The 18927-nt window shown below is 40.1% G+C and carries 20 protein-coding genes; all 20 read left to right on the top strand.

Features of this window, described 5'->3' with window-relative positions; genetic code table 11:
• Position 1: 1 nt before the first annotated feature.
• Positions 2 to 1084, top strand: a complete 1083-nt coding sequence (locus tag RDN93_RS14270) for an NAD-dependent epimerase/dehydratase family protein (protein WP_308746129.1) — start codon at positions 2 to 4, stop codon at positions 1082 to 1084.
• A 13-nt stretch (positions 1085 to 1097) separates the two neighbouring features.
• Positions 1098 to 2072, top strand: coding sequence for an SDR family oxidoreductase (locus RDN93_RS14275; protein ID WP_308746130.1), 975 nt, complete (start codon positions 1098 to 1100; stop codon positions 2070 to 2072).
• A 34-nt stretch (positions 2073 to 2106) separates the two neighbouring features.
• The gene (locus RDN93_RS14280) at positions 2107 to 3375 is read left to right on the top strand and encodes a nucleotide sugar dehydrogenase (RefSeq protein ID WP_308746131.1); all 1269 of its coding nucleotides are present in this window, start codon (positions 2107 to 2109) and stop codon (positions 3373 to 3375) included.
• A 163-nt stretch (positions 3376 to 3538) separates the two neighbouring features.
• Entirely contained in the window at positions 3539 to 5005 is a 1467-nt protein-coding gene (locus RDN93_RS14285) for a lipopolysaccharide biosynthesis protein (protein ID WP_308746132.1), read from the top strand.
• A 189-nt stretch (positions 5006 to 5194) separates the two neighbouring features.
• A complete protein-coding gene (locus RDN93_RS14290; protein ID WP_308746133.1) occupies positions 5195 to 6193 on the top strand; it encodes a glycosyltransferase family A protein in 999 nt (332 codons plus the stop codon).
• Positions 6193 to 7227, top strand: a complete 1035-nt coding sequence (locus tag RDN93_RS14295; protein ID WP_308746134.1) for an acyltransferase family protein — start codon at positions 6193 to 6195, stop codon at positions 7225 to 7227. The genes RDN93_RS14290 and RDN93_RS14295 overlap by 1 nt, the downstream gene beginning before the upstream one ends.
• Before the next feature lie 3 nt (positions 7228 to 7230).
• A complete protein-coding gene (locus tag RDN93_RS14300) occupies positions 7231 to 8391 on the top strand; it encodes a glycosyltransferase (protein WP_308746135.1) in 1161 nt (386 codons plus the stop codon).
• A gap of 56 nt (positions 8392 to 8447) precedes the next feature.
• Entirely contained in the window at positions 8448 to 9296 is an 849-nt protein-coding gene (locus tag RDN93_RS14305) for an ATP-grasp fold amidoligase family protein (RefSeq protein WP_308746136.1), read from the top strand.
• A gap of 2 nt (positions 9297 to 9298) precedes the next feature.
• Positions 9299 to 9856, top strand: a complete 558-nt coding sequence (locus RDN93_RS14310; protein ID WP_308746137.1) for an acyltransferase — start codon at positions 9299 to 9301, stop codon at positions 9854 to 9856.
• Complete coding sequence (locus RDN93_RS14315; protein ID WP_308746138.1) at positions 9849 to 10970, top strand: CapA family protein; 1122 nt, start codon at positions 9849 to 9851, stop codon at positions 10968 to 10970. Before RDN93_RS14310 ends, RDN93_RS14315 begins: the two co-directional genes overlap by 8 nt.
• Positions 10971 to 11013: 43 nt before the next feature.
• Positions 11014 to 12024: an EpsG family protein gene (locus RDN93_RS14320; protein WP_308746139.1), complete on the top strand. Its 1011-nt coding sequence runs from the start codon at positions 11014 to 11016 to the stop codon at positions 12022 to 12024.
• A gap of 2 nt (positions 12025 to 12026) precedes the next feature.
• A complete protein-coding gene (locus RDN93_RS14325) occupies positions 12027 to 12818 on the top strand; it encodes a glycosyltransferase family 2 protein (RefSeq protein ID WP_308746140.1) in 792 nt (263 codons plus the stop codon).
• Positions 12818 to 13984, top strand: coding sequence for a glycosyltransferase (locus tag RDN93_RS14330; protein ID WP_308746141.1), 1167 nt, complete (start codon positions 12818 to 12820; stop codon positions 13982 to 13984). Before RDN93_RS14325 ends, RDN93_RS14330 begins: the two co-directional genes overlap by 1 nt.
• On the top strand, positions 13981 to 15174 hold the full coding sequence (locus tag RDN93_RS14335; protein ID WP_308746142.1) for an ATP-grasp domain-containing protein: 1194 nt from the start codon (positions 13981 to 13983) through the stop codon (positions 15172 to 15174). Before RDN93_RS14330 ends, RDN93_RS14335 begins: the two co-directional genes overlap by 4 nt.
• A gap of 335 nt (positions 15175 to 15509) precedes the next feature.
• Complete coding sequence (locus tag RDN93_RS14340) at positions 15510 to 16172, top strand: sugar transferase (RefSeq protein ID WP_308746143.1); 663 nt, start codon at positions 15510 to 15512, stop codon at positions 16170 to 16172.
• Between the two features lie 18 nt (positions 16173 to 16190).
• Positions 16191 to 16868, top strand: coding sequence for a PIG-L family deacetylase (locus RDN93_RS14345; RefSeq protein WP_308746144.1), 678 nt, complete (start codon positions 16191 to 16193; stop codon positions 16866 to 16868).
• Positions 16869 to 16968: 100 nt separating this feature from the next.
• Positions 16969 to 17406, top strand: coding sequence for a WbuC family cupin fold metalloprotein (locus RDN93_RS14350; protein ID WP_308746145.1), 438 nt, complete (start codon positions 16969 to 16971; stop codon positions 17404 to 17406).
• Positions 17407 to 17418: 12 nt separating this feature from the next.
• Complete coding sequence (locus RDN93_RS14355; protein ID WP_308746146.1) at positions 17419 to 18003, top strand: N-acetylmuramoyl-L-alanine amidase; 585 nt, start codon at positions 17419 to 17421, stop codon at positions 18001 to 18003.
• A gap of 275 nt (positions 18004 to 18278) precedes the next feature.
• Positions 18279 to 18500 carry a hypothetical protein gene (locus RDN93_RS14360; RefSeq protein WP_308746147.1) on the top strand — a complete coding sequence of 74 codons (222 nt, stop codon included), beginning with the start codon at positions 18279 to 18281 and terminating at the stop codon, positions 18498 to 18500.
• Positions 18494 to 18775 (top strand): type II toxin-antitoxin system RelE/ParE family toxin, encoded by a 282-nt coding sequence (locus RDN93_RS14365; protein WP_308746148.1) that lies wholly within the window; start codon positions 18494 to 18496, stop codon positions 18773 to 18775. Before RDN93_RS14360 ends, RDN93_RS14365 begins: the two co-directional genes overlap by 7 nt.
• The last annotated feature ends 152 nt before the right edge of the window (positions 18776 to 18927 follow it).

Below are 18927 nucleotides of genomic sequence, written 5' to 3' on the forward strand. Positions count from 1 at the left end.
TATGGTACAGTGTAACATAAATCTCGATGGCAAGACAGTTTTTGTCACTGGTGCAGCAGGTTTCATTGGCTCAAACCTCGTTAAACGTTTATTCCATGACATAAAGAATATTAGGATCATTGGAATTGATTCTATGACAGATTATTATGATATCAATATCAAGAAGGAACGTCTAAGTGATATTCAAGTTCTCAATCGTGATTGGATATTTATTGAAGATTCCATTGTTAAGCGTGAGGTTGTTGAGAATATCTTCACTATTTACAAACCTGCTGTTGTTGTGAATTTTGCAGCTCAGGCAGGTGTGCGTTATAGTATCACCCATCCTGATGCCTATATCCAAAGCAACCTCATCGGTTTCTATAACATCCTTGAAGCATGTCGTCACCACGAAGTGGAACATCTTGTCTATGCCTCTTCCTCGTCAGTCTATGGCAGCAACAAGAAAGTGCCGTATTCAACGGATGATAAGGTGGATAACCCGGTCAGCCTCTATGCCGCCACTAAAAAAAGCAACGAGCTGATGGCCCATGCCTACTCCAAGCTCTACAACATACCGAGTACCGGCTTGCGTTTCTTCACGGTTTATGGTCCTGCGGGCCGTCCTGATATGGCATACTTTGGCTTTACCAACAAACTGGTCAAAGGTGAGACAATCAAGATCTTCAACTATGGAAATTGCAAACGTGATTTCACTTATGTAGATGATATCGTTGAAGGTGTGGTCCGCATTATGCAGCATGCCCCTGAGAAACAGAATGGAGAGGACGGACTTCCGATACCACCCTATAAAGTATACAATATAGGCAATAACTCTCCGGAAAATCTTCTTGACTTTGTGACCATTCTTCAGGAAGAACTTATTGCTGCAAAGGTGCTTCCTGAAGACTACGATTTCGAAGCACACAAAGAATTGGTACCTATGCAGCCGGGAGATGTTCCTGTTACATATGCCGATACCACACCTTTGGATCAAGATTTCGGCTTTAAGCCGAATACGCCACTTCGTGATGGCTTGAGAGCGTTTGCTGAGTGGTATGCAAAATATTATGGTAACAACGAAAAGAATAAAATTATAAAGTAAATAAAAAGCAATTATGGCTTACAGACATTTGAAATTTCCCGAGAACTCTTTGTTTCTCGTAACTGGAGCTGCAGGTTTTATTGGCAGCAACTTATGTGAAGCAATCCTTGAGATGGGATATCGTGTGCGTGCACTCGATGATCTTTCTACTGGCAAACAGAAGAATGTTGATATGTTTCTCGGCAATCCTCGTTACGAGTTCATCAAGGGTGATATCAAGGAACTTGATACCTGTATGACTGCTTGTAAAGATGTTGACTATGTACTCAATCAGGCTGCATGGGGGTCTGTTCCTCGTTCTATCGAAATGCCGTTATTTTATTCTCTCAATAATATTCAAGGTACTCTCAATATGCTTGAAGCTGCCCGACAGAATGGAGTGAAGAAGTTTGTTTATGCATCATCATCGTCTGTTTATGGTGATGAACCAAATCTTCCGAAAAAAGAGGGTATTGAAGGCAACCTTCTTAGCCCTTACGCAGTAACCAAGCGTTGTGATGAAGAGTGGGCCAAGCAGTACACTCGTCATTACGGACTCGATACCTATGGTATGCGATATTTTAATGTCTTCGGTCGTCGTCAGGATCCTGACGGAGCTTATGCAGCCGTTATTCCAAAGTTTATCAAACTTCTCATCAACGGGCAGAAGTGTCTCATCAATGGTGATGGTAAGCAATCACGCGACTTTACCTACATAGAGAACGTTATTGAAGCCAATCTTAAGGCATGTCTCGCACCATCATCGGCAGCTGGTCAGGCATTCAATATTGCATATGGTGGTCGCGAATACCTCATTGACATTTACTATGGTCTGACCAAAGCCCTTGGGGTAGATATGGAGCCAGAGTTCGGACCTAACCGTGCAGGCGACATTAAACATTCCAATGCCGACATTTCCAAGGCAAAGGAACTTCTCGGATACAAACCCGACTGGAGTTTCGAGAAAGGTATTGAAGCTGCAATCCAATGGTATAAAGAGAATCTGTAAGCAAACACTAGAAATAATAAATCATCATAACAAAATGAAAGAGACAAAAATATGTGTGATTGGCCTCGGATATGTAGGTCTTCCACTAGCCCGTTTGTTTTCTACCAAGTACAAGACTATAGGCTTCGACATGAATGTAAAGCGTTGCGAAGCACTTATGGCAGGTCACGATGCCACCCTCGAGGTTAGTGACGAACTTCTTCAGGATGCTATCAACAACCATGGTTTTATATGTACAGCTGACATTGAGAAGATTCGCGATTGTAATTTCTATGTCGTAGCTGTTCCTACTCCGGTAGATGAGAATAATAATCCCGATCTTACCCCTCTCTATGGGGCCTCTACTACTGTGGGTAAAGTGATTTCTAAGGGGGATGTAGTCATTTACGAATCTACCGTATATCCTGGTGTTACTGAGGATGAGTGTATCCCTGTAGTAGAGAAAGTTAGTGGAATGAAGTTCAACGAAGACTTTTTCGCAGGTTACTCACCTGAGCGCATCAATCCAGGTGATAAGCAACATACTGTAGAACACATCAAGAAAGTAACTTCAGGTTCTACCATTGAGATTGGTCAGTATGTGAATGAGGTTTATTCTTCTGTTATTACTGCTGGTACTCACCTTGCGCCTACTATAAAGGTAGCAGAGGCAGCTAAGGTTATTGAAAATAGCCAGCGTGACATCAATATAGCCTTTGTCAATGAACTCTCACACATCTTTACTAAGATGGGCATTGATACTCTTGATGTACTTGAAGCGGCGGGTACCAAGTGGAACTTCCTTCCATTCCGTCCTGGACTCGTAGGTGGTCACTGCATCGGTGTTGACCCTTACTATTTGGCCCAGTGTGCTCAGCGTCATGGTCATAATCCAGAACTCATTCTTGCAGGTCGCCGCATGAATGATAGTATGGGCGAGTATGTAGCCACCGAGACTGTAAAGCATATGCTCAAGAAAGGTATTCAGGTGCTCAACTCAGAGGTCATCATCCTCGGTTTTACTTTCAAAGAGAACTGTCCTGACGTTCGCAACACCAAGGTTATTGACATCTACAAAGCTCTCAAGGAGTATAATGTTAATGTAACTGTCTACGATCCTTGGGCTAATCCTACTATTACAAAGCACGAGTATGATATTGAAGTCGTGAATGAACTCTCTGCAGAAAAGTACGATGCTGTCATTGCAGCCGTTGCACACAAAGCATTCGAAGGTCTTGATGTACTTGCCCTCCTCAAAGAGAAGCATGTTATCTTCGATGTGAAGTGTACTCTTGACCGTAGCATTGTTGATGCTCGCTTGTAAGAGGTAATGGATAAGTGCGTGCATAGGTGAGGCTATTGCCTATGGTTTAATACCATCACGTACATCGAATAAGAAAGAGTTTCGTTTTATACAAATAATAATGTCAGGTACTCAATCAAATAATAAACGAATAGCGAAGAATACTGTGTTTCTGTATTTCAGAATGGCTCTTACTATGTTTATAGGATTGTTCTCTGTGAGAATAGTCTTAAATGCATTAGGAGAGGAAGACTATGGAATTTATAATGTTGTCGGTGGAGTAGTGACGATGCTTGCATTTTTAAATAACTCACTCTCATCTGCCACACAACGATTCTTATCATTCGAATTAGGAAAAGGGGATAAAAAGAATTTACATTCTATCTTTTGTAACAGCATGACTTTGTATATTGGGGTTTGTGTTATATTATTAGTTTTAGCAGAGACTTTAGGATTGTGGTTTATTAACAATAAGTTGGTGATCCCTGACGAGCGAATGGTAGCTGCTAATTGGATTTATCAGTTCTCTATCATTTCCTTTTTGTGTACTATTCTTAGTTCCCCATTTAATGCAGCTATCATTGCGCGTGAAAAGATGGGGGTATATGCCTATGTTTCGATTGCCGAATCCTTATTGAAGCTAGCTTTGATTTATTCGATTTTGGCTTTGGGTGGAGATAAGTTGATTATATATGGTTTCTTCATAATGTTGTTATCTGTATCTGTATTTGTTTTTTATATGGTTTATTGCTTAATGAAGTTTGAGGAAACTAAGTATATATATATATATGATAAAAATAAGATAAAAGAAATTGGTGGCTTCGCCGGTTGGGGCGTTTGGGGGGCATTATCGAATATATTTAAAGCTCAAGGTGTTAATATTCTTCTTAACATATTCTTTGGTCCTGTGGTGAATGCGTCTAGAGGTATTGCATATCAAGTTGAGGGGGCTGTTAATACTTTGGTTCAGAATTTTTATACGGCTATGCGTCCACAGCTGATAAAATCTTATGCAGCCAACGAAACTGAAGAAATGTTGAAATTGTTGAATATATCAACCAGATTGGGGTACTATATGATGTTTCTTGTATCTTTAGTATTTCTTTATGAAACTCCCTTGATTTTCAAATTATGGTTAGGGCAGATTCCTCAATATTCTGTAGCCTTTACTCGATTAGTCTTAATTGGTCAATTGTTTATAGTATTGGCAAATCCGCTAATGACCGCTATACATGCTACTGGTAAGGTAGCGAAATATCAGTTTTGGAGTGGCTGTATATTTATGTTAGTCTTGCCATTATCTTATTTTATATTGAACTTAGATCAGAATAGCTTTTGGCCGTTTGTAGTGTTGATAGTGTCATCTTTGTTTTATTGGCTACTGACTATAGAGCGATGCTACAAATTGATAGATTTATCGCTAAAAAAATATTTTGCCATGGTATTCCGACTTTTTCTGGTTTCATTAGTATTGTCTTTAGGAGTTCAGTTGCTATATAAATGGGGAGCGGATGGTTGGGCAGGCTTTATAGTCCTATGTTTTTGTACTCTGGTTATTGGATTAATTGCGATACTGTTTATAGATTGCTCAAAATCAGAAAGAGTAATGATTAAGGAACTAGTTCTTTCAAAACTTCATAAATATAAATAGTACGTTTTAATCAGTTTGATATTCTCAAAGGTATCGTCATCATATATATGATATCGTAATGATATCAATAATCAATAGAGTTGTATTTTCACAGTCAATTAAGAGTAACATTGGCTCTAATAATAGTTCTAATCATAAATAAATTAATAATAAAATATATTCCCATCTCTTTAGGGGAAGTTTTAAATTATGCGTTACCCTTTAATAACCCTTGCTTTATCAGTTTATAATGTAGAATCATATTTACGACAGTCACTGGAGACGATTATCAACCAGACGTATCAGAATTTGGAGATACTCTGTATTGATGATTGCTCGAAAGACAAGACATTTGATATTCTGCAGGAGTATGCCCAAAAGTATAGTTGTATTAAACTAGTGAAGCAGCCTAAGAACCAAGGGTTGTCAGTTTCGAGAAATCGTGCCATTGAGTTGGCGCAAGGTGAGTATATACTTATGCTTGATGGCGATGATCTTTTCGCTCTGGATATGGTGGAGAAGGCTTACACAAAAGCTGCTAAAACGGATGCAGATCTTGTGATGTGGGACTATTGCGCTTTCTATAGGGATGAAGACCTGCCGCAACTTCTTAATAAACCGTCTGACCTCATCGGCTTTGAACCGAAAGACAAGATTGCGCTCTTGAAGTGTCCTGCCTTCACGTGTTTGAAACTGATCCGTACACAGGTGCTTCGTGATCATAGTGTACATTTCCCAGAGGGTTTAACCAAACAGGATATTCCTGTATGGTGGCATCTAGTTACTGTTCTTGATAAAGTTGCAGTTCTTCCTGAGCGCTTGTCATACTATCGCCAAAATCCGTTCAATACTACCAGCCGAAAGGATAAGAGTGTCTATTCTTTGGCATACGTAATGGATATCACTGGCGAATATCTGAAGAGGAACAATCTCTATGCGACCTACAAGGATGAATACCTTCGGAGCAGACTTGGACTGCTTCAGGGCATGTATGATTATATCAAGCCAGAACTACAACCGGATGCTATGCAGATGATTCGTGAGCGACTGGATACTGATGCTATCGCCTATATCAATTCTCCTGCATGCGCTTTGAGCAAGCGAACCAATCTTTTCTATAAAGGCTACATGATGGGAAATCTGCTTGCAAAGTTGCAATACGACAGTTTGATGTTGGCGCGCACTATTTACCGAAAAATCAAAATATAATGAAGCAGCGAGAAATTGGTCCTGATATAATCCGCACGTTGGCCATCGTATGTGTGGTTTGTGGTCATTTCTTCACTGTCAATACACCTTACAATCAGGTACTATTTGAGGGTGGAAGTATGCTGCTGCAAGGATGCCTAAAGGCGTTCTTCTGCAACTTGGGTGTACCCTTGTTCTTGATGCTTACGGGGTATTTCAATTGCCGGAAGGAGTTTTCCTCAGAATATTATAAGAACATCAAGCGAGTGCTGATACCTTATGCCATCATCTCAGTTCTGACATGGGCAGTACTGTCGGCTGATCATTCTATCAAGGAGTTGTTTTTTGGTACCTTGGGGTATAAGACCATTGGCTATGCTTGGTATGTAGAGATGTTTATCGGTCTATACCTGTGTGTACCATTCCTGAATATAGTGGTGGAGAAGGTATTCAACTCGGATAAAAAGAAGTTGATATATGGACTCTTTGCAGTACTGATTTTCATGACCAGCTTGCCTCCATTGGTGGATAGGGGAGAGTTTCGTATTGTACCCAACTACTGGCAGATGTGTTTCCCTGTGCTACTGTATTTTACGGGAGCATATATACGATATTTTCAACCCGTGATCAAGCGTAAAGTTTTGGCTATTTTGGCTATTTGTGCAATATATCTACAATATCCTTTGACTAATTGGTTGAAAATCAATATTGTATGTAATGAGGGTAATTTGCCGAATTTATTTGGACCATATTACGCACTCCCAGGCTATATAGCTATGACGCTTCTGTTCGTCAGTCTGTATAAGGTAGATATCAAGACCAAGGCCATCGGGAAGGTGGTGACTAGCGTATCGCTTGCCAGCTACGAGATGTTCCTCTTTTCCTATCTCTGCGACCAACTGATATACCCACAGGTGATGGAGAGGTTCTATACGGATCAGAACTCGTTTATTGTTTGGTTTATACCCGTCACATTGACCATATTAATAACATCATATATACTGGCTTCAATCTATCAGAGAGTGATGGGACTGTTTGAGGTGAATAAGAAATAAACTATGCAACAACATAAACCAACCATACTAATAGCAAATGGAACGATGAATACCGGTGGTACGGAGACGCTCATCATGGAGATTTTCCGCCACCAGACTGGTCGTGTACGCTATATCCTAATGGTGCATTATCAAGGTGAGATACAGAAAGGTATATTCGATGATGAGATTCACTCCCTAGGAGTGGAGATTGTCTATATTCCATCTGTGGGCAGTTTAGGTATCAGCGGATATTGTCGCAAATTCAAGGAATATGTAAGCAAATTAGGTAAGATTGACATTCTCCACAGCCACCTGAATGCCAATGGAGGTATTATCTGTATGGCAGCAAAGAAAGTTGGCATTAAATGCCGTATTAGCCATTGTCATGCCGATATCCGCTTCAAGGGTGGCCTCATTAGTAACCTGAAAGAAGAGTTTACTTTGCAAGTGCTGAGAGCATACGTTAATACCTATTCCAACCATTATTGGGCTTGTTCGCACGAGGCTTGGAGACGACTGTTCTATCCTTGGAAGCATGAGGTGATTATCCCCAACATGATTGATGTGCAGAAGTACTTTTCTACGCCCGAGGACGTGCAAGAGGCAAAGGCTGCCATAGGTATGGAAGGTAAGTTTGTGGTAGGTTCGGTAGGGCGTGTGGCTCGCATCAAAAACTATGAGTTGGCACTTAAGGCTGTAGCTCTCCTCAATCAGCAAGGCATGGAGATACACTTTGTATGTTACGGTCGCTTTGATGCCCAGAAGGATGCCTATTGTGCCGAATTGGTGGCACTGACCGAGAGTTTTGGCATCACTGACAAAGTTCACTTTATGGGCAACACCACCCATGTAGCGCACGACATCAAGGCATTTGACGTGTTTCTGATGCCATCCACCACCGAGGGTTTTGGAATGGCAGCCATCGAAGCTCAAGCTGCTGGCATATCTACGCTACTGTCAACAGGTATTCCACAGATAGTAGATGTAAAGTTGGGGCTAGTGAGATTTCTTCCGCTGGATGACGTTAATGCATGGGCGGAGGAGATTGGACGAAAGAGAAAAGAGGAAGAACCGACGCATGAAGAAATCGTAGCCGCCTTTGACAAACGAGGATACAACTCTGTGTCAATGATAAAAGACATTGAAGATAAGTATTTGAATATGATTTGTAACGATAAATAAGAACTATGGCAAGAAGTTTTTGGTTAGAATATCCAATAAGTGTTTATCACTGTTTTATGAGCTGGCTGATGCCTATAGTAGTGTCTGACGAAAAAGCTGTTGATTGTTACTATCGCAAGCACACTGGAGGCCGTCCTGCTAATATGGAAGATCCGCAGTTGTTTAGCGAAAAACTACAGTGGTATAAGTTGTATGCTCGTAAGCCTTTAATGGAGAAAGTCGCAAATAAATATACGGTACGAGAATATATAGAAAGTGTTGGTTATGGACATTTGCTGAATGATCTGTTAGGAGTATATAAAAATGTGTCGGAGATTGACTTTAATGCTCTACCTAATCAGTTTGTGCTGAAAGATACTCATGGCAGCGGACATAATATCATTGTGAAAGACAAGAGCCAATTGTGTAAATGGCAAGCAAAGATGATGATGCACACTTGGCTTCACCAAACCATAGCATGGAGCGGACGTGAGTGGGTGTATCAAAGCATGCCAAGGCACATCATTGCCGAGAAGTACCTTGAAGATGAGACTGGAGAATTACGTGATTATAAGTTTTACTGTTTCAATGGTGAATCTAGGTTTATGCAGTTGGAAGTGGGGCGTGGAACTGAGCACAACACCCGCAACTTCTACGATATGGATTGGAACCTGATGCCTTTCGGGAAGGAGCTCCCACACAATCCGAACATCAATGTCCCACGCCCTCAGATGTATGATGAGATGCAGAAAATTGTACGTGATCTCTGTAAACCCTTCCAATACGTTCGTGTTGACCTCTACCAAGTGTGTGGAAAGATTTATTTTGGTGAATTGACTTTCTTTCCTGCTGGCGGAGCTCCCGACTTTGTGCCTGCTGAGTATGATGCGATTGTAGGCGAAATGTGGAAACTTGAAAAAGAATAAGTATGTTACGTCGATTCTTATATACATACCCCTCTGTATTGGGGCTAATCAAGGCATTCTTTTATAAGTTCGCTTTTGGTAGAAGTTTGCAGTTTACTGGATTGCCCCACGTCTCTCGTACTGCAACAATTCGTATCAGAAAAGGTGCATCTGCAAAAATTGGAGCAGTTTCTAATTTTGCAGATGGTGTGATATTGTCAGTTGCCGGTCATGGTCAGTTTACAGTAGGGAATAACTCATCCATGGGTTTTTATACAATCATCACTTGCCATCACAAGATCTCCATCGGAAATAATGTGATGATAGCACCTCACGTTTCTATGTATGACCATGATCATGAAATACATGTGGCTGGTAATATGAAGGAGGCTGGTTATACGTACGGAGAAATCGTTATAGGTGATAACGTCTGGATAGGCGATAATGTAATCATCCTCAAAGGCGTACATATTGGTTCTGGTAGTGTGATAGCTGCTGGTTCATTGGTTAATAAGGATGTTCCTGCTAATGTCATCTATTATAACAAACGCGAGAAGGTAATAAAGAAACTACATGAGTAAGATACTGATATTTGGAGATATTTGCCCAACCAATGATACCAAGGAGGCATTCGAGTCGGGCTCTGGTGAGAGTTTGTTTGGCAATGTGCTTCCCCTAATCAAGGAGGCAGACTATTGCATTGCCAATTTGGAATGTGCAATTACTGACCACCCTACTCCGGTAAAGAAATGCGGACCGGTGCTGTATGGCAGTACTAAATGCATGGCTACCATAGCCGATGCGGGTTTGAAGGCTGTGAGCCTTGCCAACAATCATATTCGCGACTGCGGAGATGAGGGTATATGTTCTACCTTGGACATTTGCCAGCAACACCACATCCGTACATTCGGAGCTGGTGTCGACGAGCAGGCAGCTTCCGTTCCGCTGATAGTTGAAGTGAAGGGCAAGAAGATAGGTTTTGCATCGTTTGCAGAACGAGAATTCAACTACACAAAAAACGGAAAGATGGGTGCCAAGGCGTTGGATGTGTTCGAAGACTATGATCGCATACGTCAGTTGAAGGCACAGGTGGATTGTGTTATTGTGTTGTTTCATGGCGGTATAGAGAATTATCGCTATCCCAGCCCTTTGCTTCGGAAGAAATGTCGAAAGTTTGTGGACTCGGGAGCTAATGTGGTGTTGGTCCAGCATAGTCATTGCATAGGTTCCTACGAAAAGTATCATGGTGGAACTATTCTGTACGGTCAGGGCAATAGCATTTTTGGTTACAGGAAGGGCGATGATAAGTGGAATGAAAGTCTGGTGTTAACAGTTAGTGTTGAGGATAAAGTAAGCGTTGTGTTTACGGCCTTGGAGACACAAAGCAATGGATTGATCAGTCTTTCGTCAAATCCCGATGGTATTATGGTACCTTTTATGGAGCGATCAGCCAAAATCACAGATATGGCCTTTATCGAGGCTGAATGGCAGAAGTTCTGCAATGAAATAGAACCCCTCTATCTTTCTATGCTTTATGGTCACGGCTTGCAGACTAATCGCTTGAATCGTCTGCTTCGAAATAAGTTGGTACGACTGCTTTACTCCAAATGGCAGTTGAATGTGACCAATAATCTTGTGCGTTGTGATGCCCACCGTGAAGTGATAGAAACTTTGCTGAATAAATATAATTATTGATATGACACCCTATTTCGTAGTTTTAATATTAGCATCGATTTTTATGGCCGTCTATCAGAAGAGCCAGAACAAATTGTTTTTGGTTCTTTGTGCTATACCTTTGATAGTATTAATTGGATTTAGAAGTGCAGAGGTGGGAACGGATACAGGTGGTTATTGTCGCAGTTTTTTGGACAAGGCTAACTATTCATTGTCTCTTGATACACTCGAAGGATTCTCTACTGAGCCCGGATGGAATTTGTTGAATTTGTTGTTGATACGTTTGGGTGAGCATTATTTTATAATTCTTACCGCAGTGGGTATTATCTGTACAGCTGCTGCATTAAGAGTGATAAATCAATTATCGAAATCAAAGACTCTTTCCTTATTTGTATATATTACTTTGGCATTCTATTTGTTTGCATTTGCTGCTTCTCGCCAGGCGGTAGCAATCGGTATTTATATGTTGTCGATACCGTATCTGCTTAATAAGGATTTTAAGAGGTATGCCATTACAGTATGTATTGCGGCCTTGTTTCACCAAACAGCTCTTGTAGCCTTACCACTATACTTTTTCTTCAGACTGCCATTTTCCAATAAGGTTTTGGCATTGATTATTGTTGGCGGTTTGGTAACGGGTGCTATCATTCCACGAATTATGACCTTTGCTGCTACGATTGAGGACCGATATAGTGTATATACAGAACATGAAGGCGGTGGAGAAATGTTTACAGTTTTTTATTTGATTCTGAGTGTGTTCTTTATTTTGCAACGGTCAAAAATCAAGGCAGAGTATATTAGGAATTATGATGTCCTGCTGAATATGTTGATTTTTGGTAGTTTGATTTATGTAGTTGTAATTTTGTCTGGTTTGTATGGAGAGGTTACCCGACTTGCAGCATACTTCCAGGTCTCTACAATAATTCTGTGGGCATACCTGCACAAACATCGAGTCACTTCTCTAAATGCAGTATTCTGGTTGATTGCTATAGTAGGCCATTTAGGATATTTCTATATATACCTTTCTAAGATTGGACATATTGTTCCATATAGTTTTAATGTAATGTTGAATTAAAAATGAAAGTCTCAGTAATAATGGGAGCCTTCAATGCTGCTTCCACATTATCCGCATCCATCGATTCTGTACTACAGCAGACCTGTAAAGATTGGGAGTTAATAATCTGCGATGACTGCTCGACGGACAATACCTTCGATGTAGCAAAGTCGTATGCCGAGAAGTATCCTAATATTCGAGTGATTCGCAACGAGAAAAATAGTCGTTTGGCTTATTCTCTGAATCATTGTTTGAAGTATGTCCAAGGCGAGTATATCGCTCGTATGGATACTGATGACCTATGCCTGCCTGACCGTCTGGAGAAGCAGGTGGCTTTTCTTGATGCACATCCAGATTTAGCAGTCGTAGGTGGTGGTGTGATGTTGTTTGATGGTGAGAAGGTAAAGAAGACCATCTTCAATCCCGAGAAACCACGGAAAGAGTATTTAGCCAAGGGTGTACCCTTCTTTCATCCCACCATCATGATGCGCAAATCGGTATACGATGCACTGAATGGTTATATAGTGAGCGACCGCACTAAGCGAGGGCAGGACTATGATATGTGGTTTCGCTTCTATGCCAAAGGATTCAGAGGATATAACCTTCAGGAGCCAGTATTGCGTTATCATGACAGTTTGTCAGATTACAGCAAGAAGAGTTCGTGGAATATGACGTGGGGAGCTACAAAGACTATGTGGCTTGGGTTTAATGCATGCAAAATGCCACTGTTTCTATATCCATGGATTTTGAAACCCATTGTATCGTGGTTGCTGCCTAAAAAGTTAATTTACATGATTCATAACAAGAAAACGTAATGGAGAAAAAAATCAAGATAGCAGGTGTGGCTACCAAGGCTCAGGGTATCAAGTGGTTTATGTTGGATAATTTACGCTATGCAGCAAAAAACGGATTTGAATCATATATCATCTGTGAGCTAAGTGATATGTTTGACGGTGAGAGCTTGGCTGGTATAACATATTTACCACAAAAGATGTCAAGGGGAAATGTGTCTCCTTTAGAAGTGATTAAAAGTGTTCGTATGCTATATAAAGTTTTTAAGAAAGAGAAGTTCGACATCGTACAATATACATCTTCCAATGCTGCATTGTATGGCTCTATAGCAAGCTGGCTTGCCCGAGTTCCAGTCAGAATCTATTGCCAGTGGGGGATTTCTTATACAGATTATACTGGTATTAAGAAATGGTTCTATAAGACGATGGTCAAGGTGACTTGTTTGTTCTCAACCCGTGTGCAGCCTGATAGTTTTGGTAATCTGGAGTTTGCAACTGCAGAAAAACTGTATTCTCGTAAAAAAGGAAATGTGATATTTCATGGTAGTGCTTGTGGAGTGGATTTGAAAAAGTTTAACATTTCTAAAAAAGAAAAATGGAGTGAAGAAATACGTAATGAGTATGACATTCCTCATAATGATCGAGTATTAGGATTTGTTGGACGTATAGTACCAGAGAAAGGAATAAATGAGTTGCTCGAGGCATTCATGTCGCTTGATAGCGACAATGATGTGTCTTTGTTTATCGTAGGTCCCTATTATGAAACAGAAAGGCTGAACCAAGAAATATTTAAAAAGGCCCAAGAGCATCCGAAGATCCACTTCACAGGATCTGTGAGCAATCCGGCTAAGTTTTATGCGGCATTTGACTTTTTTGTTTTTCCAAGCTATAGAGAGGGATTTGGTTCTGTAGCATTAGAAGCTGCTGCATTTGGCGTGCCGACAATCGTTAGCAATATCAAGGGGCCAACAGAGTTTATCCATCATGGTGAAAACGGCATAGTTTGTGAGGCAAAATCAACGGATAGCCTGCGAGGGGCAATGAAAGATGCGTTGAGTATGGATACTGGAGAATACGCTAGACTGAGTCAAAATTGCTATAATAAAGTCAAGGATGAGTTTGACTCTCAACTTTATCAGTGTGAATTTGTCAAGGATCGATTAAAGCTATATAAAGAGTCTCAAAAATGAAAAATATTCTTCTGATAAATGCCGAGGGGGTTCAGGCTATCTGTTTGGCTCGTTCTCTGAGGAAGCAAGGGCATCGTGTGGTTGGCTTCTGTAACCATAAGATGACAAGCGGATATGCTACAAGATGGTTGAGTGAAAAACATCAATCGCCTGATATTACATTGCATACTGTTGAGTTCAAGTCGTTTCTCTACGATTATTTGGGGCTGCATCAGGTGGACTTGATTATTCCACTTGCTGACGATGGTGCGGATTTTCTGAGTAAGAATAAAGAAATAATAGAAGAGAAGTTTCATTTGAAGTGTGCTATACTGTCTTTTGAGGTCTTCAATATTGCCAATGATAAGCAGAAGCTAATGGAGCTATGCGAAAAGTATGGGCTCTGCCATCCGCATACAAGAGGGCTGCCGGTTGGATTTAGAGATATTCAAGAGGTAGCCGATGAGATTAGGCAGGTGGTTGGCTATGTAGGATTTCCCGCTATGATTAAGCCTAATCTGTCGCAAGGAGCTAAAGGTATTATGCGTGTGGACAACATGAAAGAGCTGATGGAGAAATATCCAGATGTACATAAGCATTTTGGTGCATGCACTTTGCAGCAGTATGTGGAGCAACCAGATTACTATTATAACGTGATGCTCTATCGCGACAAGAAGGGCAATATGGACAACTACACCATTATAAAGATCCGCAGGTTCTTCCCAATCAAAGGTGGCAGCAGCTGTTACAGTGAGACGGTTGAGCATGAGTATTTGCTCAATCAATGCCGAGAAGTCTTGCAAAAACTGAATTGGGTCGGCTTTGCTGATTTTGATGTGTTGGAAGAAGTGCAGACACATGAATTGAAGATTATCGAGATTAATCCTCGTGTGCCATCGAGTTTTCAGGCAGCCTTTGCCGCTGGAGTGGATTTCGGTAAAGTGTTCGTTGCAGATGAGTTTAATGAGCCGATGCCTAAGTTCGAATATAAGATTGGAAAGCAGGTTCGTTGGATGGGGTTGGATGTGATGTGGTTCTTGTTCTCAAAGGACAGATTCAAGTTTAGACCGTCTTGGTTCAATTTTTTTGGCAAGGAAGTAAGTTACCATGATGGTGCATGGAATGATCCATTGCCAATGCTTGCTGGTATGTTTGCTGGTATACTGAAGTATCTGAACCCAAGTTTCAGAAAAGCAAAATTAAAAAAATAATTAGAAATTAAGTAAGTATTCAAAAAGGTGCTTAATTGGGTAACCATATCTTTACTGCTGAAGTAAAAATATCCTTATGTACAGTAGTGAAGATTTAGAAAAACTTTATATTAAGTACTAGATGGAGGTTTTACCAGTCAGTGTGTTGGTAGAAGGTTCTGTATGAAGAACAAGGTACCGTTAAAATCCAATAATTTTATGAGTGTTTTTTATAAGGTATCGATTATGATACTATATAAAAAGGGGAATGCTCAAATTTGCCTACTAACGCCAAATTGGGAACAATGCTATTTTATTTGGCTAAACTAAAAGGATATTCATAACTTCAATAAATTATGTTTTACAAATTAATCAAGCGAATTTTTGACTTTATCTGTGCTTTGATAGGTATCATTGGCACTTCACCATTGTGGATTATTAGTATTATTGGTATTTTAGTTTCCGATTGGGGACCGATATTCTATATAGCACATCGTATAGGTAAAGATAATAAACCTTTTAAAATGTATAAGTTCCGTTCTATGCGGGCAGTAAAAGCGGCAACGGAGGCTTCTTTAAGACCTGATGAAGAACGTATCTTTTCATTTGGTCATTTTATTCGTAAAGTGAAGATTGATGAATTACCACAGATGTTAAATATTTTAAATGGCACAATGTCAATCATTGGTCCTCGTCCTGTTGCTCAAGATCAGTTTGAAATGTTTCGTTATGGCAAATGGAATGAGGCTGCAAAAGTACCTGTAGGATTGAGTGGTCCTGCTGCTTTGTATGATTTTATATATGGGGACCAAATCACGGATGAAAAGGAATATATGGAAAAAGTATATCCTACACGTCGTGAATTGGAATATACATACGTGAAAAAAGCAGGTATCTTCTACGATTTGAAAATGATTATATATACAGTGATTTGTATTATTTATGCGTTGTTCGGTAAGGAATGTACATGGATGCTGAACGAGTTTATAAATGATGCGAAAGAAACAATGGAAAAGTAACATTTAAAATCTAAATTTATGAAATACTTACTTGTAGTAGCCCATCCAGATGATGAGACTCTTGGTGCTGGTGCATCTATGTATAAATGGACTCGTGAAGGACAGACAGTGGATGTAGCTATCATGTGTACGGAAGCAAAGGCTCGTGCGTTTCGTCTAGGAGATAACGAATTGGAAGATGACACAAATGCATCAAATAAGTTTTTGGGTGTAAGTAAAATATATGAAGGAACTTTCCCAAATATTGAAATGAATACTGTTCCTCACTTGAAATTGGTACAATTTATTGAAAGTGTAATACGTGAGAGTGAGCCGGATATTATCATTACACATCATCCTGCAGATACAAACAATGATCATTTGCAGACTTCCATGGCTTGTCAGGAGGCTGTTCGTTTGTTTCAGCGCCAGTCAAATATAAAGTCTGTGAAGGAGTTTTGGTATATGGAAGTACCTTCATGTAGCGAGTGGGCAATCAATGATGCCATGAATTTATTTCGTCCTAACTGTTATGTTGAGGTGGGTAAGGAAGGTGTGGATGCCAAATGCGAGGCGTTGGCTATGTACCGTGGTGTCATGCGTCCATATCCTCATCCTCGTAGCAATGAGTATATTTCAGGTTTGGCTGCAATGCGAGGTAGTCAATGGGGATGCAGTTACGCAGAGGCGTTCCAAGTGGTGTTGAGACGTTATTAATATTTTATGTATGAAATATTTAAAAGCTATATGGATATTTTGCTTCTACTTTTTTGTCCCTAGAAGAGCAAAACGAATGCCCAATAATTGAATATATAGTATGGAAATAAATAAAAAAATGCTTGAAACTCTCTTTGCAGAGGCTAAAGAAAATTCACGTTTGCGTCAGAGCTTTGACCTACGTACTTCATCTGCTGATACCAGCCAACGCATGCTCAATGCATTGTTGCCAGGAACTGAAGTGCCTATCCATCGCCATGAAGATACTACAGAAACTGTAATCTGCTTGTGTGGTAAGTTGGACGAAATTATTTATGAAGAGGTTGTTTCATATGAGAATGATATGGCAGGACTTCTACAAGGTATGGATGCTCAAGATGTATCTCGCAAGGTGTCGTATCAAGAAGTACAACGTATTCACCTCAATCCTGCAGAAGCCAAGTATGGCTGTCAAATCCCCAAAGGTGCATGGCATACAGTAGAAGTATTTGAGCCTTCGGTGATATTTGAGGCCAAGGACGGAGCGTATCAAAAATAGAACCATCTACACATGAAAATATTAATAGATAACGGACACGGCAAGGAAACTTCCGGCAAATGTTCGCCTGACGGTCGTTTGAAGGAGTATGCATATACTCGTGAGATTGCAGACCGAGTGGTAACCGGATTACAAAATGAAGGCATTGATGCTATGCGTATTGTGCCGGAAGAAAATGATGTGACGTTATCTGAGCGTGTGAAGCGTGTCAATGCATTCGGCAAAGAGGCTATATTGGTATCAATCCATTGCAATGCGATGGGGAATGGTGCTGAGTGGATGTCTGCAAACGGATGGAGCGTATTTGTTGGTAACAATGCTTCAATGAATAGCAAACGGCTTGCCCGGCAATTGGCACAAGCTGCCTTGAACATGAAGGTGAAAGTACGTCGTCCGTCTCCACAAAAGTTGTATTGGACTGCCAATCTTTATATCTGTCAGAAAACGAATTGTCCGGCAGTGCTGGTCGAGAATTTCTTTCAGGATAATAAGGAGGATGTTGAATTCCTTCTCTCGGAAGAAGGGAAGCAGTGTGTCACGAATATATTGCTGGAAGGTATTACGAACTATTTAAAGGAATATCAAAGAAATATGTAGGTCCCTGAACTCATGATATATTCATGAATTCCCTGCATTATACGAGTTGGGAAGAATACAGCGGTATATTCCTGACTTATCCCTCATATTAGCGTAAAAGCTGATATGTGTTTGTATGTAAGATATATCAACTGTCTGTGAAGATGGTTGATATATCAGTTTTAGGGGGTATGTTGATTAACGTCCTTTTTTATCGGTTTAAGGGAAAATAATTATGGATTAGTATCTATTCTCGGATTTACTTGTTACCTTTGTGGTATAAAATAATTCATAAAATGAAAAAGAAAGAATCTCATGATATAGAAGAGAAGAAAGAATATCTTTCACATGTGTCAGAACCAACCTCTGAATATGGAGCTTATTCAAGTTCTACATCTATACCAGGTTGTTGTTCAATAGATGAACTTCATACAATTTTAGACCGTGTAGAAAAGAATTTTTCTCAGGGAAAAAAGGTGTGTAATGAAGAAGCCTTAAAGAGAATAATGTCGTGGTAGAGTTTCAAGTTGAATGGGATGAAGAAGCTTTAGATGTTTTCAAGGCTATATTTCAGTGGTATAAGAAGAATTTAGGTCAGAAAGCTGCAGATAAGTTTCGAAATGGCATATTGAATGCTGTTCGTATTTTACAGTCTAATCCTCAATTAGGTAAGGTAGAAGAACTATTGGTAGGTAGAGAGAAGCAATACCGTTCTTTATTAGAGTATCCTCATCATCGTATAATTTATTTTATAGAAGATTCTGTTATTTATATCGCATATATCATGGGATAATCGCATGGATAGTAAAATGATTCCTATTGTAGTGAAATAAATGGTTTGAATGTGGTGATATATCTTTTCTCTGTGAAGATTATGGCTTAGTATTATATGTAACCATTCTATTTTCCGCCTTGACATAAGTTGTTAGCCGACATATCTTTGCG

The organism is uncultured Bacteroides sp., from assembly GCF_902491285.1.
In the GTDB taxonomy this organism is placed as follows: Bacteria; Bacteroidota; Bacteroidia; order Bacteroidales; family Bacteroidaceae; genus Bacteroides.

What these genes read in the sequence shown, in the direction of transcription:
- RDN93_RS14270 (WP_308746129.1), top strand. Translation starts at nt 2, where the DNA reads ATGGTACAGTGTAACATAAATCTCGATGGCAAGACAGTTTTTGTCACT.
- RDN93_RS14275 (WP_308746130.1), top strand. Translation starts at nt 1,098, where the DNA reads ATGGCTTACAGACATTTGAAATTTCCCGAGAACTCTTTGTTTCTCGTA.
- RDN93_RS14280 (WP_308746131.1), top strand. Translation starts at nt 2,107, where the DNA reads ATGAAAGAGACAAAAATATGTGTGATTGGCCTCGGATATGTAGGTCTT.
- RDN93_RS14285 (WP_308746132.1), top strand. Translation starts at nt 3,539, where the DNA reads ATGGCTCTTACTATGTTTATAGGATTGTTCTCTGTGAGAATAGTCTTA.
- RDN93_RS14290 (WP_308746133.1), top strand. Translation starts at nt 5,195, where the DNA reads ATGCGTTACCCTTTAATAACCCTTGCTTTATCAGTTTATAATGTAGAA.
- RDN93_RS14295 (WP_308746134.1), top strand. Translation starts at nt 6,193, where the DNA reads ATGAAGCAGCGAGAAATTGGTCCTGATATAATCCGCACGTTGGCCATC.
- RDN93_RS14300 (WP_308746135.1), top strand. Translation starts at nt 7,231, where the DNA reads ATGCAACAACATAAACCAACCATACTAATAGCAAATGGAACGATGAAT.
- RDN93_RS14305 (WP_308746136.1), top strand. Translation starts at nt 8,448, where the DNA reads ATGAGCTGGCTGATGCCTATAGTAGTGTCTGACGAAAAAGCTGTTGAT.
- RDN93_RS14310 (WP_308746137.1), top strand. Translation starts at nt 9,299, where the DNA reads ATGTTACGTCGATTCTTATATACATACCCCTCTGTATTGGGGCTAATC.
- RDN93_RS14315 (WP_308746138.1), top strand. Translation starts at nt 9,849, where the DNA reads ATGAGTAAGATACTGATATTTGGAGATATTTGCCCAACCAATGATACC.
- RDN93_RS14320 (WP_308746139.1), top strand. Translation starts at nt 11,014, where the DNA reads ATGGCCGTCTATCAGAAGAGCCAGAACAAATTGTTTTTGGTTCTTTGT.
- RDN93_RS14325 (WP_308746140.1), top strand. Translation starts at nt 12,027, where the DNA reads ATGAAAGTCTCAGTAATAATGGGAGCCTTCAATGCTGCTTCCACATTA.
- RDN93_RS14330 (WP_308746141.1), top strand. Translation starts at nt 12,818, where the DNA reads ATGGAGAAAAAAATCAAGATAGCAGGTGTGGCTACCAAGGCTCAGGGT.
- RDN93_RS14335 (WP_308746142.1), top strand. Translation starts at nt 13,981, where the DNA reads ATGAAAAATATTCTTCTGATAAATGCCGAGGGGGTTCAGGCTATCTGT.
- RDN93_RS14340 (WP_308746143.1), top strand. Translation starts at nt 15,510, where the DNA reads ATGTTTTACAAATTAATCAAGCGAATTTTTGACTTTATCTGTGCTTTG.
- RDN93_RS14345 (WP_308746144.1), top strand. Translation starts at nt 16,191, where the DNA reads ATGAAATACTTACTTGTAGTAGCCCATCCAGATGATGAGACTCTTGGT.
- RDN93_RS14350 (WP_308746145.1), top strand. Translation starts at nt 16,969, where the DNA reads ATGGAAATAAATAAAAAAATGCTTGAAACTCTCTTTGCAGAGGCTAAA.
- RDN93_RS14355 (WP_308746146.1), top strand. Translation starts at nt 17,419, where the DNA reads ATGAAAATATTAATAGATAACGGACACGGCAAGGAAACTTCCGGCAAA.
- RDN93_RS14360 (WP_308746147.1), top strand. Translation starts at nt 18,279, where the DNA reads ATGAAAAAGAAAGAATCTCATGATATAGAAGAGAAGAAAGAATATCTT.